The organism is Streptomyces africanus (assembly GCF_030816955.1).
Taxonomy (GTDB): domain Bacteria; phylum Actinomycetota; class Actinomycetes; order Streptomycetales; family Streptomycetaceae; genus Streptomyces; species Streptomyces africanus.
In genome coordinates, this window is the sequence record NZ_JAUSYP010000001.1 from 2,235,365 (window position 1) to 2,249,893 (window position 14,529).

The 14,529-nt window shown below is 72.9% G+C and carries 15 protein-coding genes and 1 riboswitch; of the genes, 6 read left to right on the forward strand and 9 right to left on the reverse strand.

Going from position 1 to position 14,529, the window contains the following annotated elements:
* Positions 1–12: 12 nt before the first annotated feature.
* The 3 genes from QF034_RS10420 to QF034_RS10430 form a co-directional block, all read right to left on the reverse strand.
* Positions 13–414 (reverse strand): SCO2097 family morphological protein, encoded by a 402-nt coding sequence (locus tag QF034_RS10420; protein WP_010039328.1) that lies wholly within the window; start codon positions 412–414, stop codon positions 13–15.
* A 279-nt stretch (positions 415–693) separates the two neighbouring features.
* Positions 694–1,473 carry a methyltransferase gene (locus QF034_RS10425; protein ID WP_307174668.1) on the reverse strand — a complete coding sequence of 260 codons (780 nt, stop codon included), beginning with the start codon at positions 1,471–1,473 and terminating at the stop codon, positions 694–696.
* A gap of 195 nt (positions 1,474–1,668) precedes the next feature.
* On the reverse strand, positions 1,669–2,232 hold the full coding sequence (locus tag QF034_RS10430; protein ID WP_307174669.1) for an SAV_6107 family HEPN domain-containing protein: 564 nt from the start codon (positions 2,230–2,232) through the stop codon (positions 1,669–1,671).
* 178 nt (positions 2,233–2,410) lie between these two features.
* On the opposite strand from QF034_RS10430, the gene QF034_RS10435 reads away from it, so the two are divergent.
* The 4 genes from QF034_RS10435 to QF034_RS10450 all read left to right on the forward strand — a co-directional run bounded on the left by QF034_RS10435 (position 2,411) and on the right by QF034_RS10450 (position 7,982).
* Complete coding sequence (locus QF034_RS10435) at positions 2,411–3,229, forward strand: ATP-binding cassette domain-containing protein (RefSeq protein ID WP_307174670.1); 819 nt, start codon at positions 2,411–2,413, stop codon at positions 3,227–3,229.
* Positions 3,201–5,285: a YhgE/Pip domain-containing protein gene (locus QF034_RS10440; protein WP_307174671.1), complete on the forward strand. Its 2,085-nt coding sequence runs from the start codon at positions 3,201–3,203 to the stop codon at positions 5,283–5,285. Before QF034_RS10435 ends, QF034_RS10440 begins: the two co-directional genes overlap by 29 nt.
* Positions 5,286–5,356: 71 nt before the next feature.
* Positions 5,357–5,986 (forward strand): TetR/AcrR family transcriptional regulator, encoded by a 630-nt coding sequence (locus QF034_RS10445; protein WP_307174672.1) that lies wholly within the window; start codon positions 5,357–5,359, stop codon positions 5,984–5,986.
* A gap of 502 nt (positions 5,987–6,488) precedes the next feature.
* A complete protein-coding gene (locus QF034_RS10450; RefSeq protein ID WP_307174673.1) occupies positions 6,489–7,982 on the forward strand; it encodes a phytoene desaturase family protein in 1,494 nt (497 codons plus the stop codon).
* Between the two features lie 27 nt (positions 7,983–8,009).
* On the opposite strand, the gene QF034_RS10455 is transcribed toward QF034_RS10450, so the two are convergent.
* From QF034_RS10455 to QF034_RS10480, 6 genes are all read right to left on the reverse strand, one after another.
* On the reverse strand, positions 8,010–8,954 hold the full coding sequence (locus QF034_RS10455) for an SCO2102 family sporulation regulator (RefSeq protein WP_307174674.1): 945 nt from the start codon (positions 8,952–8,954) through the stop codon (positions 8,010–8,012).
* Positions 8,955–9,010: 56 nt separating this feature from the next.
* On the reverse strand, positions 9,011–9,934 hold the full coding sequence (metF, locus tag QF034_RS10460; RefSeq protein ID WP_307174675.1) for a methylenetetrahydrofolate reductase [NAD(P)H]: 924 nt from the start codon (positions 9,932–9,934) through the stop codon (positions 9,011–9,013).
* Positions 9,935–10,029: 95 nt separating this feature from the next.
* Positions 10,030–10,704, reverse strand: coding sequence for a thiamine phosphate synthase (thiE, locus tag QF034_RS10465; RefSeq protein ID WP_307174676.1), 675 nt, complete (start codon positions 10,702–10,704; stop codon positions 10,030–10,032).
* A 225-nt stretch (positions 10,705–10,929) separates the two neighbouring features.
* On the reverse strand, positions 10,930–11,295 hold the full coding sequence (locus tag QF034_RS10470; protein WP_184982857.1) for an Rv2175c family DNA-binding protein: 366 nt from the start codon (positions 11,293–11,295) through the stop codon (positions 10,930–10,932).
* Positions 11,296–11,372: 77 nt separating this feature from the next.
* Positions 11,373–12,614 carry an NAD(P)/FAD-dependent oxidoreductase gene (locus QF034_RS10475; RefSeq protein ID WP_307174677.1) on the reverse strand — a complete coding sequence of 414 codons (1,242 nt, stop codon included), beginning with the start codon at positions 12,612–12,614 and terminating at the stop codon, positions 11,373–11,375.
* Between the two features lie 32 nt (positions 12,615–12,646).
* Positions 12,647–12,997 (reverse strand): avidin-fold protein, encoded by a 351-nt coding sequence (locus tag QF034_RS10480; protein WP_307174678.1) that lies wholly within the window; start codon positions 12,995–12,997, stop codon positions 12,647–12,649.
* A 56-nt stretch (positions 12,998–13,053) separates the two neighbouring features.
* A riboswitch (TPP riboswitch) is annotated at positions 13,054–13,165 on the forward strand.
* Here QF034_RS10480 and thiO point away from each other — a divergent pair.
* Entirely contained in the window at positions 13,163–14,332 is a 1,170-nt protein-coding gene (gene thiO / locus QF034_RS10485; protein ID WP_307174679.1) for a glycine oxidase ThiO, read from the forward strand. (Overlaps the previous riboswitch by 3 nt.)
* Complete coding sequence (gene thiS / locus QF034_RS10490) at positions 14,329–14,529, forward strand: sulfur carrier protein ThiS (protein WP_307174680.1); 201 nt, start codon at positions 14,329–14,331, stop codon at positions 14,527–14,529. Before thiO ends, thiS begins: the two co-directional genes overlap by 4 nt.

The window sequence follows — 14,529 nt, forward strand, 5'->3', positions numbered from 1 at the left end:
CTGCGCTCCCGGCTAATGGCCGCCCTGCTCGTCGCGGCGCTTCTGCCAGCGCTGCTCGATGCGGTCCATCATGGAGCGCCGTTGCCGGCCCTGTCGGCGGGCGGCCTGCTGTCCGCCGGCCCCGGCCGCCTGTTCGCCCGGCTTGGGGGCCTTGCGCCAGCCGGTCACGGCCAGCACCGCACAGCCCAGCATGACGAGGAAGCCCACGACGCTGAGCCAGACCTGCTTGGCGACCATACCGGCCATGAGGAGCGCAATACCTACGAGGAAGCCCGCGACCGCCTGGTAGACCCGCCGCCGGGTGTACGTACGCAGCCCGCTTCCCTCAAGCGCCGACGCGAACTTGGGATCTTCGGCGTACAGCGCTCGCTCCATCTGCTCGAGCATGCGCTGCTCGTGCTCCGAGAGCGGCACGGAGTCCTCCTCATCGTGCAGTCGCCGGGGCGACCCGGGGGGTCTCTTCAGGATAGGCAGGGAATCGCCCCCGTGAAACCCGCCCCTCTGCGCCAATTGGCCAACCGGAATCCGCCATGGACGACCCGGCTCGCTGAGGCTTCCATTCCCCGGCGGCCGACCCGTCATGCCGGAACGGTCTCCCTCGATCATACGGCGCCAAGCCGCCGTTCGGGCGACCTGTGGCGTACTCCATGCGCAGCCAAGGCGCTGATCAGCGGCGGTACCCCGGGAGGGGACTCAGGCCTCACCGGTCTCAGCAGTCTCAGTGGTCTCACCCAGTACATGAAGCTGCGTGGCCACCGAATGGAAGGCGGGAAGCTCGGCGGCGGCCTCCTCCAGCTTCAGCAGCGCCTCCAGGGCGCCGGGCTCGGTGTCGACGAGAACCCCGGGCACGAGGTCGGCGAAGACCCGCACGCCGTGCACGGCTCCGACACGCAGGCCCGCGCCCTCGACCAGCCCGGTGAGCTGTTCGGCGGTGAAGCGGCGCGGGACCGGGTCACCCGTGCCCCATCGACCGTTCGGGTCGTCGAGCGCCTGCCGGGCCTCCTTGAAGTGACCGGCGAGGGCCCGGGCCAGCACGGCACCGCCGAGACCGGCGGCGAGCAGGCTGAGGACGCCCTCCGAGCGCAGGGCGGCCACCGCGTTGCGGACGCCCTCGGCCGGGTCGTCCACGTACTCCAGGACGCCGTGGCACAGCACCACGTCGTAGCCACCGCGCTCGGCCACGTCGAAGAGGCCGTGGGCGTCGCCCTGCACGCCCTTCACCCGGTCGGCGACTCCCGCCTCGGCAGCGCGGCGCTCCAGGGCGAACAGCGCGTTGGGGCTGGGGTCGACGACGGTGACCCGGTGGCCCAGACGGGCGACGGGCACCGCGAACTTGCCGCTGCCGCCTCCGGTGTCGAGGACGTCCAGCGACTCCCGACCCGTGGCCTTGACCCGGCGGTCCAGGGCGTCCTGGAGGACCTCCCAGACCACGGCGGTACGGAGTGAGGCGCGGGGGCGCATCGGGTCCGACACGGCAGTTGACTCCTCGGCGCGGCACCGCCTCTTGCGCGGCGGAGCGAACGGGGTGCCTCCCCGGCCCCGGCGAAGGGGAGGGGAGACTTCAGGCGTCCCCCACCCTATTGCCTCCGGCAGGTCGGCCGGCATGGCCCGGTGCTCACCAGGACACGCGTCGGCACGACCGGGCGGACGCGCGCCGCTGGTGTCCGCTCAGCCCGCGTCCGGCATGTCCCGCCCCTCCCCCGGCCCCCCGGGCCGGTCCTGGTCCGGGCGGGGCTGCGGGAGGACCGGTTGGAGGACCAGCATGCGCTCGACGAGGCGGAGGAACATCGCCACGTCCCGTATGAGGTCGTCGGCGTCCCGGCTGCTGGCCGCGTCCCGGATGCCCGCCTCGGCCCGGGCTCGGCGCCGGGCGCCGGAGGCGAACAGGGCGCTCCACTCGGACAGTTCGGGCGCGATCTCGGGGAGCACTTCCCAAGCGCTCCTGATCTTGGCCCGGGCCCGGGGCGAGGTCTCCGGCCTGCCCCTGGCGGCGAGCACGGCGGCGGCGGTGCGGAGGGCGGCGAGGTGGGCCGTCGCGTAGCGCTCGTTCGGTGTCTCCAGGGCGGCGGCCTCGTCGAGGGCGGCGCGGGCCTGGGCGAGCAGGTCGAGGGCGGCGGGCGGGGCCGTGGCCCGGCGCAGCACGGGGTGCACGTCGCTCGCCGGTCCGGTCAGTGAGGGGGCAGGGCCGGAGGCGCGGCGCCGACGGGCGGCTGCTGCGTGGTAGCTGGCCATGACGAACCTCCTGTCGTCTGTGTGACGGCACGTCCGGTAAGGAGTGCCGTATGTGACCCATCGTGAGGTATGGCACTGACAATCCGTTCTGACCTGCGACTTTGCTTCGATCGAAGGTTCGGAGTAGTTTTTGCACTGACCAGTCAGTTCAAATTCTCCGACAGAACGAGGGAGACTCGTGGGGGAACGAGTGGGAGGGGCGCGGATCGCCGCCGCGGGCCTTGGGGTGAAAGGGCCGCGCGGGTGGGCGTTCCGCGGGATCTCCGTCGACGCCGAGCCGGGAGCGCTCGTCGCGGTCGAGGGCCCGTCCGGGTCCGGCCGGACGTGCCTGCTGCTCGCGTTGACCGGGCGTATGAAGATCGCGGAGGGCACGGCCACGGTCGGCGGGGCCAGGCTCCCCAAGCAGCTGTCGGCGGTGCGCCGGGTCAGTGCCCTGGCCCATGTGCCCGGGGTCAGCGAGCTCGACCCGGCCCTGACCGTCGGCGAGCACCTGCGGGAACGGGCACTGCTCCAGCGGCGGTTCGGCGACTCCCTGCGCGGGCTGCTGCGGCCCCGCGGCGAGCGGGCGGCCGAGGCCGGGCAGCGCGTCGACGCGGCACTGGCCGCCGCCGGCCTCGACCTGGAGGCGCTGCCCAAGGGCCCCCGCACCGCCGTACGCGATCTGGACCGCCTGGAGGCGCTGCGGCTGTCCCTCGCCCTCGCGCTCGTCGGCCGGCCCCGGCTGCTCGGGGTCGACGACACCGACCTCAAGCTCTCCGACGGCGAGCGGGACGAGGTCTGGTCCCTGCTCAGGTCTCTCGCCGACGCCGGGACGACGGTCGTGGCGGTGTGCAGTGAGGCCCCCGAGGGCGCCGTCAGGGTGTCCACCGAGGAGAACCAGGACGCCCGGGAGAACCAGGACGACCAGGAGAACCAGGACGACCCGGCCGCCGAGGACGAGAAGGCCGCCCAGGGAGAGGAGAAGGCCGATGCGCTCGCCGAGACTGGCCGCGCTTGAGCTCCGCCGCTTCGGCCGGGGCAAGCTGCCGCGCGCCGCGCTGGTCGCGCTGCTGGTGCTGCCGTTGCTGTACGGCGCGCTGTACCTGTGGTCGTTCTGGGACCCGTACGGCCGTCTGGACCGTATCCCCGTGGCGCTCGTGAACGACGACAGGGGGGCGACCGCCGACGGGAAGAAGATCTCGGCGGGCGACGACATCACGAAGGGCCTGCGCGACAGCAAGACCTTCGACTGGCAGGAGGTGAGCGCCGCCGAGGCCCGCCGGGGTGTCGAGGACGGTACCTACTACCTGTCGCTCACCATGCCCGCCGACTTCAGCGAGCGGATCGCCTCCAGCTCCGGGAACTCCCCGGAGACCGGTGCCCTCCAGGTGCGCACGAACGACGCGAACAACTACATCGTCGGGCAGATCTCCCGGACGGTGTTCAGCGAGGTGCGCCAGGCCGCGTCCACGAAGACGTCGCGGTCCTTCCTGGACAAGATCTTCGTCTCGTTCTCCGACATCCACGGCAAGACCGTGAAGGCGGCGAAGGGCGCCGACCAGCTCAACGGCGGCCTCGGCAAGGCCGAGAAGGGCTCCAAGGACCTCGCCGACGGCCTGAAGGACGCCAAGGACGGCAGCGGCAAGCTGTCCACGGGCCTGAAGAAGCTCCACACGGGCGCGGGCGACCTGGAGGACGGCTCGAAGCAGGTCGCGGACGGCACGCAGAAGCTCGCCGACCGGGTCAACACGACCGCCGGCAAGGTCGGCCCCTTCCTCAAGGGCAACGAGAAGACCATCGCCGACACGGCCCGGCTCGTCGCCGACTCCTCCGGCGTGATCCGCAAGCACCTGGACACCCTGGCGAAGACGGCCCCGACCGCCGCCAAGGGCGCCCGTACGGCGTCGGACACGCTGAACGGCGTCTACGCCAGGCGCTGCGACGACCCCGTCCTGCCCGACGCCGCCTGTGGCGACCTGAAGAAGGCCAAGGACGCGGCGGCCGACGCGGCCCTCATCGCCGGCGACGTCAACACGCTGATCGCGGACCAGAACGGCGATCTGACGAAGCTCGACAAGAACCTCGCCGCCCTCCAGAAGCAGTCCGAGGCCCTCGCCGACCGCGCGCCGCACCTGTCCAAGGACCTCGACGACGCCGTCAAGAAGATCAACAAGCTGAACGACGGGGCGGCCCGGGTCGCCGCGGGCGCGAAGAAGCTGCACAAGGGGCTCGGCACGGCCAGGACCGGCGCTGTCGACCTGAACAAGGGCGTCGGCAAGCTGAAGACGGGCGCGGACGACCTCAGCGGCGGCATGTTCAAGCTCGTCGACGGCTCCGGCAAGCTCGCCGGCGGGCTGCACGACGGGGCGGAGCGGATACCCGACTACGACAAGCAGGACCGCGACCAGCGCACCGAGGTCATGGCCGACCCCGTGCGGCTCGCCTCCCAGGACCTGCACAAGGCGCCCAACTACGGCACCGGGTTCGCCCCGTACTTCATCCCGCTGTCGCTGTGGGTGGGCGCGATGGTGGCCTACATGCTGATCGCGCCGATGAACCGGCGGGCGCTCGCCGCGGGCGCCCCGGCATGGCGGATCGCGCTGGCCGGCTGGCTGCCGGTGGTGGCGATCGGGGTGCTCCAGACGGTGGCCCTGATGTCGGTGCTGCACTGGGCGGTCGGCCTGGAGATGGCGCGGGCGGCCGGGACGGTGGGCTTCCTGTTCCTGGTGACGGCGTGCTTCGCGGCGATCGTGCAGTGGCTGAACGCGCGCTTCGGGGCGGCGGGCCGGATCCTCGTCCTCGCCCTGCTGATGCTCCAGCTGACCTCGGCGGGCGGCACCTACCCGGTGCAGACCAGCCCCGGCTTCTTCAACGCGCTCCACCCGTTCCTGCCGATGAGCTACGTCGTCGAGGCGCTGCGCCGGCTCATCACGGGCGGCGGCCTGGAACCGGTGTGGCACGCGTGCGTGGTGCTGACGGCGTTCACCGCCGGTGCCCTCGCGCTGACCGCCGTGGCGGCCCGGCGCCGCCAGGTGTGGACGCTGGACCGGCTGCACCCGGAGCTGAGCCTGTGAGCGCTTCGGTGACATCCCCGGTGAGCCCTTCGGTGACATCTCCCGGAAAGGTTCCTGTGACAATCAGGGCCATGGAAAGCAGCAGTGCCGCGTCGGGCGGCAGCACGCGCCGCGAGGCCACCCGGCAGAAGCTCTACGAGGCGGCCGTCACGCTCATCGCCGAGCAGGGCTTCTCCGCCACGACCGTGGACGAGATCGCCGAGCGTGCCGGAGTCGCCAAGGGCACGGTCTACTACAACTTCGCGAGCAAGTCCGTCCTCTTCGAGGAACTGCTGCGGCACGGGGTAGGCCTCCTGACCGCCTCCCTGCGGGAAGCGGCCGAGCGGACCGCCCGCGAGGGCGGCACCAAGGTCGACGCCCTGGACGCGATGGTCCGCGCGGGGCTGGTCTTCATCGACCGCTACCCGGCCTTCACGCAGTTGTACGTGGCCGAGCTGTGGCGCACGAACCGGGCCTGGCAGTCGACGCTGATGGTGGTCCGGCAGCAGGCCGTCGCGGTCGTGGAGGACGTGCTGCGCGCGGGCGTGGCGGGCGGCGAGTTCAGCGACGAGATCGACGTCCCGCTGACGGCGGCCGCGCTGGTCGGCATGGTCCTGGTGGCCGCGCTGGACTGGAAGTCCTTCCAGCCGGAACGCTCCCTGGACGACGTCCACGCGGCGCTGTCCCGGCTGCTCCAGGGACGGGTGAGCGGCTGCCGCTGAGGGCACGCCCTGAGCGGCTCCGCTGAGGACCCGTCCTGAGCTCTGCCGCCGAAGGCACCGATGGCGCAGATGTGAAAGCGCCGGTCCGCTGTGGCCGCGTCCCCCGCGGGCCACCTCGAACCGGCGCCTTCCTCGCTCCCCCGTTTTCCTGCTCCCCCGTACGTCCCCCCGCAGGACCCCCGTGCGGTCGTCCCCCGGTCTCCCCCGTGCCTCGCTCCCGCCGACTCCGTCGGCGGAAGGAGCGGATCGTGGGCCCGGTCTCGTTCCGGCGCCCCGTGTCGCCGGTACCGGGGCCGTGCCCCTCTCCGTGCCTCCACTCTCTCGTTCTCGCAGGTCGTCTCCCATCCGCGCGCGTACTCAACTCCCTCCCTAGGTACGGGTACTCAGCCCTGCGCACGCGGACCCAGAACGCTCCGTGGCCGACTGGTCGCGACCACCTCCGCGCCCGTACTCGGAGGCGGTCGCGCGAGGGCTGTCAGTGGGGGCCGATAAAGTCGCTGGCATGGCACGGATTGCGGTGATCGGCGCCGGGATGGGCGCGCTGGCGGCGGCCGCCCGGCTGGCCGTCGCGGGCCACCGGGTGGTGGTGTACGAGCGGACGGACACATACGGCGGAGCGCTGCGCCGCTTCGAGCGCGACGGGTTCTCCTTCGACACCGGCCCCGGCCTGCTCCCGCTGCCCGCCGTCTACCGCGACCTGTTCGTCAAGACCGGCAAGGAGCCGCTGGAGCGTTGCGTCGACCTGGTCCAGGTCGACCCGTCGTCCCGGCACGTGTTCGCGGACGGCACCGGGGTCTCGCTGCCGAACGCCTCGCGCGCGGGCGTCGTGGCGGCCCTGGACGAGGCGCTCGGGTCCGGGGCCGGGAAGCGGTGGGGCGACTTCCTGGTGCGGGCCCGCGAGGCCTGGGACCGCACCCGCCGGCCCCTCCTGGAGGAGCCGCTGTGGCCGAACTGGCAGGTGCTGGCCGAGCGCGAGCCGTACCCGGCGGTGCCCCACAAGCGGCTGCTGCGCACCCGCCGGGCCGGCACGCTCGCCGAGGTCGGCGCCTGGGAGCTGCGGGACGCCCGGCTCACCGCCCTCCTGGAGAGCCACGCCCTGGCGCACGGCCTGGATCCCCGGACCACCCCGGCGAGCGCGGCCGTACTGCCGTACATGGAGCACGCCTTCGGCACCTGGTACGTGCGCGGCGGCCTGCGCGAGCTGGCCCGCGCGGTGTACGAGCGGTGTGTGGCCCGAAAGGTCGAGTTCCGTTTCGGCGCCGACGTGACCGGGGTGCCGGAGAAGGACGGCCGGGCATCGGGGGTCGAGCTCGCCGACGGCACGGTCGCGGAGGCGGACTTCGTGGTCGCCGGTGTCGCGCCCGGCACGCTGGACCGGCTGTCGGCCCAGGTCGTGGTGCGGGGCGACGGCGACGTGCCGCCGCAGCCCGCGGCGGCGAGCCGGGTCACGGTACTGCTCGCCCTGCGCGGAGGCCGCCCCGAGGGCACGCCACACCGTACGGTGGTCCACGCGGCGGACCGAGAGGCCGAGTTGGACGCCCTGTTCGGCACGGCGGCGCACAACCCGCGTCCTACCGTCACGGTCCTGCGGCCCGACGACCCGGGACTGGCCCCGGACCCGGACCACGAGGCGGTCACCCTCACGACGGTGGTGCCCGCGCGGCCCGGCGAGCCCTGCGACGCCCTGACCGAGAACATGATCACGGTCGCCGAACGCGCCCTGCCGGACCTGCGCGACCGCCTCCTCTGGCACGAGGTGCGCACCCCGGCCGACATCGCCGAGGCGACCGGCGCGGAGGGCGGAGCGGTGCCGGTGCCCGCCCTGGCGGCGGACGGCGGGCGGCTGCTGCATCCGTCCAACAGCACGCGCGTGCCCGGCCTGTTCACCGTCGGCGGCTGGGCCCATCCCGGTGGCGGACTGCCGCACGCGGGCATGTCGGGCGCGCTGGTGGCGGGACTGATCGTGGAGGGACCGGAGTTCCGGGGCTCCCAGTGAGCTCGCCGCCCCAGCGGCGTTGAGGCCTCAGAAACGGTACTGCTCGTCGAAGCCGCTCCCGGGCGTCTGCTGCTGCCCGTTGCCCTGGTACGGGTACGACTGCTCCGGCGGCAGCTCCTGGCCGTACTCGTCGGTGGTGCGCTGCTGCGGGACCCACACACCGTCGGGCGGGGACTCGCCGCCGTAGGTGCCGGCGTACTGGTCCTGGCCGTAGCCCTGCTGGGCGTAGTACTGCTGATCGCCGTAGGAGGTGTCGTACGAGGCCCCGCCGTAGGTCGGCGTGCCGATGTACGGGTCGGAGTAGGCGGGGTACTGCTGCTGGTCCGTGGCGTCGTAGCCCTGCTGCTGGCCGTAGCCCGAGTAGTCGTAGCCGTAGGGCTGGTCGGTGCCCTGGGCCGTGGCGGCGTACTGGTCGTGGGGCGAGCCCGGCTGGTACCCGGTGTCGCCGTACACGCCGTAGGAGCCGGTGTCGTCGGGCACGGGCTGCGGCTCGTAGACGGCGGTGGTCTCGGCGGCCGTCGGGTGCACCGGACGCGACGGGGTGAAGACGTCGTCGCGGTCGTAGTCGTCGTCCTGACCGTAGGCGGGGGCGGTGGCGTCGCGGCGGTAGTCGCCGCCCTCGTCGCCGTAGCCGCCGTCGGCCGCCTCCATGCCGGAGACCTCGAGGCTCGGTTCCTGACGGCCGCGCTCACCGCGGCGGCTCTTGCCGCCCAGCATCGGCGCGTTCATCGCCCAGCCGGCCGAGAAGCCGCTGCGGAACGACAGGGTGACGTACGTCTGCCCGACCGCGAAGGCGGCCGCGCCCAGCCCGATCACGATGACGGACGGGATCAGCACACCGACGACGACACCGAGGAAGCCGGCGAAGGCCAGCAGCCGCCAGCGCAGCCGCGCCTTGTACTGCAGCAGCACCTCGCCCAGCAGCCACAGCGCGACGATGCCGAACGCGATGTAGAGGACCGCCCAGCCCATGTACGCCCCTCTCCCAGTCGCCGCTACGCAGTGTGTCGTATACCGGTGCGAACGGTCTAGGCCTGCGGTCGGTGGTGCAGGCCAAGGTTCTCGTAGATTTCCAGCGTCGCCGTGGAGTTGTTGAGCGTGATGAAGTGCAAGCCGGGCACTCCCTCGGCGAGCAGCCGCGCACAGAACTCCGTGGCGAATTCGATACCAATGGAGCGTACAGCGGCCGGATCGTCTTTTGCTGTGAGGATCCGCTCTTTCAGGGCGGCCGGGAACGCGGCGTTGGTGAGGGACCCGATCCGCTCCAGCGACCGCACGCTGGCGATCGGCATGACCTCGGGAATGATCGGGGTGTCGCAGCCGGCGGCCGAGACCCGGTCGCGCAGCCGGAGGTAGTCCTCCGGGTGGAAGAACATCTGCGTGATGGCGTAGTCCGCGCCCGCACGGCACTTGTCGACGAAGTGGCGGACGTCGGTGTCCCAGTCGGTGGAGCGCGGGTGCATCGCCGGGAAGGCGGCGACGCCCACGCAGAAGTCACCCGATGCCTTGATCAGTTCGACGAGTTCGGCGGCGTAGGCGAGGCCCCGCGGGTGCGGCACCCACTCGCCCATCGGGTCGCCGGGCGGGTCGCCGCGCAGGGCGAGCATGTTGCGGATCCCGGCGTCGGCGTACTGGCCGATGATGTTGCGCAGGTCGGCCACGGAGTGGTCGACCGCCGTGAGGTGGGCGATGGGCGTGAGGGTGGTGTCGGAGGCGATCGCCTCGGTCGCCTTGACCGTGCCCGCGCGGGTGGAGCCGCCCGCTCCGTAGGTGACGGAGACGAAGTCGGGCGCCACGGCCTCGACCCGGCGCAGCGCGTTCCACAGGTTCCGCTCGCCCTTCGGGGTCTTCGGGGCGTAGAACTCGAACGAGTACGTCGTTTTGCCGGTCGCGAGCATGTCGCGAACGGTGCGCGCGTGGTCCGACCTGATGGATGCGGTGCCGAGGGCCATACCGGCAGGTTAGCCAGGGGCGGTCGGTCCCCCAACCGGGCCCCGGACTTTTGCCTGATTTGTGCGCTTGTTGTCCACCCCTTGGACAAACCGGCCTACAAACCGGTCCCCTGCCGCTCCCGCAACCGCTTCGCGAACTCGGCCGCCGCCGCGCCCGGGTCGTCGGCCTCGGTGATCGCCCGTACGACGACGGCACGCCGGGCTCCCGCTTCGAGGATCTGGTCGAGATTGCCGAGGTCGATGCCGCCGATGGCGAACCAGGGCCGGTCGGTGCCGAGGGCGGCGGTGTACCGGACGAGGTCCAGGCCGGGGGCGTGCCGGCCGGGCTTGGTGGGGGTGGGCCAGCAGGGGCCGGTGCAGAAGTAGTCCACGCCGTCCTGGACGGCGGCCGCGGCGGCCTCGGACTCGGCGTGCGTGGAGCGGCCGATCAGGACGTCGTCGCCGAGGATCGCGCGGGCCGCGGGGACGGGGAGGTCGCCCTGGCCGAGATGCAGTACGTCGGAGCCGGCGGCGTGGGCGACGTCCGCGCGGTCGTTGACCGCGAGCAGCTTGCCGTGCCGGGCGCAGGCGTCGGCGAAGACGGCCAGGTGCTCCAGCTCCTCGGCCGCCTCCATGCCCTTGTCCCGCAACTGCACGATGTCGACCCCGCCCGCCAGGACGGCGTCCAGGAACTCCACGAGATCGCCCTGCCGCTTGCGCGCGTCGGTGCAGAGGTAGACCCGGGCGTCGGCGAGCCGGGCGCGGGCGGTGGTGCGGGTGGTGGCGGCCATGCGGGTCGTCCCCCTGGTGTCGGTGGCGTACGGGTGCGGGGTGCAGCCGTGCCGGTGACATTACGAGGCACCCGGCGCCGCGTCTGCGCCGGGCACAAACCGCCCCGCGACTGGCACAAGCCACCCCGTGACCGGGACCCCACGGGCCCCGGCCCACACACCGGGCGTTTGTTCAGGTCCGGCCCCGCTCGTACGGGACCGGACCGTTGTGCGGTCGTGGTCGGGTCAGACCGCGAGCGCCTGGGCGCGGCGCTTCACCTCCGTGCCGCGGTTCTCGCTCAGGGCCTGGGCCGGCGTGCCGGGCAGGCTCGGGTCGGGGGTGAAGAGCCACTCCAGCATCTCTTCGACCGTGAAGCCGTCGTCCCGCAGGAGCGTCAGGGTCCCGGCCAGGCCCTTGACGACCTTGTCCCCGTCGATGAAGGCCGCGGGGACGTGCAGCGCGCGGTTCTCACCGCGGCGTACGGCGATGAGCTGGCCCTCCTTGACCAGCTGCCGCACGCGCGTCACCTCGACGCCGAACTGTTCGGCGATGTCGGGGAGGGTGAGCCAGGCAGGGACGAGAGCATCGATCTTTGCGTCAATCTCGGTCACGGAAACCAGCCTGCCATCCCCCACTGACAGTCGGAAGCCGGGACCGCCCACCTGGGCGGACACGCGCTCCTGTCGAGCTACGCCGTCGCCGCCTTCAACGGCCTCGCCGGGTCCGCGAGCAGGGCCGGATTCATCGGCGTGCCCGACTCGATCAGGCGGCGGCCCTGCGCCAGGTCCCGGGGGCGGCCCACCGCCAGCAGCGCGACCAGCCGGTCGCCGCGCAGCCAGCAGACCGTCCAGGCCGGTCCGGCCGGGTCGCCGCGCCACAGGGTCGTGTCGGCGGCCGCGTGGTGCCCGGCGTACTGCACGAACCGCCCGAACTGCTCCGACCAGAAGTACGGCACGGGGTCGTACACCGCTGGGGTCTCCCCCGAGGCCCGGCCGACGATGTTCACGGCGACCGTGCGCGGCCCCTGGAGGGCGTTGTCCCAGTGGTGCACCAGCAGGCGCTCACCGTACCGGCCCGAGGGGAAGGAGGCGCAGTCGCCGACCGCGTACACGTCGGGCACCGACGCACGCAGGTGCTCGTCGGCCACGATCTCGCCGTGCGTCCCCAGCTCGATCCCGGAGCCGGACAGCCAGGCCGTGGCCGGACGGGCGCCGATGCCGACGACGACCGCGTCCGCGGGCAGCCGCGAGCCGTCGCCGAGCACCACCGTGCCGGGCTCCACGCGCTCCACGCGCGCGTGCGTCCGCAGCACGGCACCGGCGTCGGCGTACCAGCGGGCCATCGGCGCGGCGACCTCCGCGGGCAGCGCCCCGGCGAGGGGCCGTTCGGCGGCCTCCACGACGGTCACGGCGCAGCCCGCCTCGCGCGCGGCCGTGGCGAACTCCGCGCCGATCCAGCCGGCGCCGACGACCACGATGTCGTGCCGTCCGGCCAGCACCGGCCGCAGCCGCTCGGCGTCGTCCAGGGTGCGCAGCAGATGCACGCCCGGCACGCCCTCCGCCCCGGGCAGCCGGATGGGTTCGGCACCGGTCGCGACGACCAGGACGTCGTACGGCACGGGCCCGTCCTCGGTGTCCAGCTCGTGGGCGCCCGGACGCAGCCCCCGCACCTCGCAGCCGAGCCGCAGCTCGATGCCGAGGGCCTCGAAGTCGACGTCGAAGGCGGAGCCCTCGGCCTTGCCGAGCAGCACGGCCTTGGACAAGGGAGGCCGGTCGTAGGGCTGGTGGGGCTCGGCACCGATCAGGCTCACGGTGCCGGTGAAGCCCTGCTCCCGCAGGGCGACCGCGGTCTGGACACCGGCCATGCCCGCACCCGCCACGACCACGCGCCGCGGCGCGGACGAACCTGGTTCCTGCGTCTGCTCGCTCACCTGATCACCATAGACAACTGACATTCCGTCAGTCAGTGCTCATACGCAGTGACCTGCTCCACAACGCTCGTTCCGCTGCCCACCTGGGACTCCCACTCCCAGCTCTCCTCCAGTCGCACACGCCCGTCGGGCAGTTCCACGACCGTCGACACGCAGTGCCCGGAGGAGGTGGTCCCGTCCCCCTTGAGTTGTACGTACCGGAAATCCAGCCTGTCGCCCTCACGGGTACCCACGAGATGTCCGCGTACGACGTCGCCGCCCGTGTACTCGGCCCAGATCTCGCCGTCCTTCTCGTGGTACGTGAACCGGGTGCGGGTCCCCACCTGGCCGGGCGCCTGATCGGCGACCGGGGCGAGGACGAGACCGTCGAGGGATCGGGCCATGGGCGGTGGCTCCCTTACTGCGGCATACGGCATCGGGCTAGGGTGGGTGGCCAACGTAAGGCACTCGCGGGAGCCCGGACGCACCGGGCTGAGAGGGAGGCTGGCGGCCTCCGACCGTACGAACCTGATCCGGGTCATGCCGGCGAAGGGAGGGGCTGGACGCCCATGTCGCGTACGCGAACGTCAGACGTCCTCGTCGTCGGGGGCGGGATCATCGGCCTGGTCACCGCGTGGCGGGCCGCGCAGCGCGGGCTCGCCACGGCCGTGGTGGACCCGGAGCCGGGCGGCGGAGCCGCACAGGTGGCGGCCGGGATGCTGGCCGCCGTCACGGAACTGCACTACGGCGAGCAGACCCTGCTCGCGCTGAATCTGGCCTCCGCCCGGCGCTACCCGGACTTCGCGGCCGAGCTCGCCGAGCAGACCGGCCACGACCTCGGCTACCGCCGGTGCGGCACGCTCGCCGTGGCCCTGGACGCCGACGACCGGGCCCATCTGCGCGAACTGCACGCCCTGCAGCAGCAGTCGGGCCTGGAGTCGCAGTGGCTGTCGGGGCGGGAGTGCCGTCGCCTGGAGCCGATGCTGGCGCCGGGCGTGCGCGGCGGGCTGCGGGTCGACGGGGACCACCAGATCGATCCGCGGCGGCTGGCCGGGGCGCTGGTCGCCGCGTGCGAGCGGACCGGTGTGGTCTTCCACCGGGCGTGGGCCGAGCGGCTCACCGTCGTACGGGACCGGGCCACGGGCGTCGTCACCGACGACGGCACCCCGCTGGACGCCGGGCAGGTCGTGCTCGCCGGGGGCAGCCTCAGCGGGCGGCTCGCGGGCGTCCCCGAGGAGGTGCTGCCCCCCGTGCGACCGGTGAAGGGGCAGGTCGTACGGCTGACCATGCCGCAGCGGCACGGGCCGTTCCTGAGCCGGACCGTACGCGCGGTCGTGCGCGGCAGCCACGTCTACCTGGTACCGCGCGAGAGCGGGGAGCTGGTCATCGGGGCGACCAGCGAGGAACTGGGCTGGGACACCACCGTGACCGCGGGCGGCGTGTACGAGCTGCTGCGCGACGCGCACGAGCTGGTCCCGGGGATCACCGAGCTGCCCCTCACCGAGACCCGGGCCGGACTGCGCCCCGGCTCCCCCGACAACGCGCCGCTGCTCGGCCCGACCGGTCTCGAAGGGCTCCTGCTGGCCACCGGGCACTACCGCAACGGCGTCCTGCTCACGCCGGTCACCGGCGACGCCCTGGCGCACGCCCTGGCGACGGGTGAACTCCCCGAGGAGGCCCGCCCCTTCACGCCGAAGCGCTTCAGCACCGCCACCGCACTCACGGAGCAGCCCGCATGAACATCTCCGTCAACGGGGAGCCCCGGGACGTCCGGCCCGGCACGGCTCTCGACGCCGTCGTGAAGTCCCTCACCGCCGCGCCGTCCGGTGTGGCCGCCGCCCTGAACGAAACCGTCGTCCCGCGCGCGCAGTGGCCGTCCACGCCCCTCTCCGAGGGGGACCGCGTGGAAGTCCTCACCGCCGTCCAAGGAGGCTGA

Coding starts and splice junctions, on each gene's coding strand:
- thiO (WP_307174679.1), top strand. CDS start 13,163: ATGTCGCGTACGCGAACGTCAGACGTCCTCGTCGTCGGGGGCGGGATC.
- metF (WP_307174675.1), bottom strand. CDS start 9,934: ATGGCCCTCGGCACCGCATCCATCAGGTCGGACCACGCGCGCACCGTT.
- QF034_RS10430 (WP_307174669.1), bottom strand. CDS start 2,232: ATGGCCAGCTACCACGCAGCAGCCGCCCGTCGGCGCCGCGCCTCCGGC.
- QF034_RS10480 (WP_307174678.1), bottom strand. CDS start 12,997: ATGGCCCGATCCCTCGACGGTCTCGTCCTCGCCCCGGTCGCCGATCAG.
- QF034_RS10445 (WP_307174672.1), top strand. CDS start 5,357: ATGGAAAGCAGCAGTGCCGCGTCGGGCGGCAGCACGCGCCGCGAGGCC.
- QF034_RS10440 (WP_307174671.1), top strand. CDS start 3,201: ATGCGCTCGCCGAGACTGGCCGCGCTTGAGCTCCGCCGCTTCGGCCGG.
- QF034_RS10450 (WP_307174673.1), top strand. CDS start 6,489: ATGGCACGGATTGCGGTGATCGGCGCCGGGATGGGCGCGCTGGCGGCG.
- thiS (WP_307174680.1), top strand. CDS start 14,329: ATGAACATCTCCGTCAACGGGGAGCCCCGGGACGTCCGGCCCGGCACG.
- thiE (WP_307174676.1), bottom strand. CDS start 10,704: ATGGCCGCCACCACCCGCACCACCGCCCGCGCCCGGCTCGCCGACGCC.
- QF034_RS10455 (WP_307174674.1), bottom strand. CDS start 8,954: ATGGGCTGGGCGGTCCTCTACATCGCGTTCGGCATCGTCGCGCTGTGG.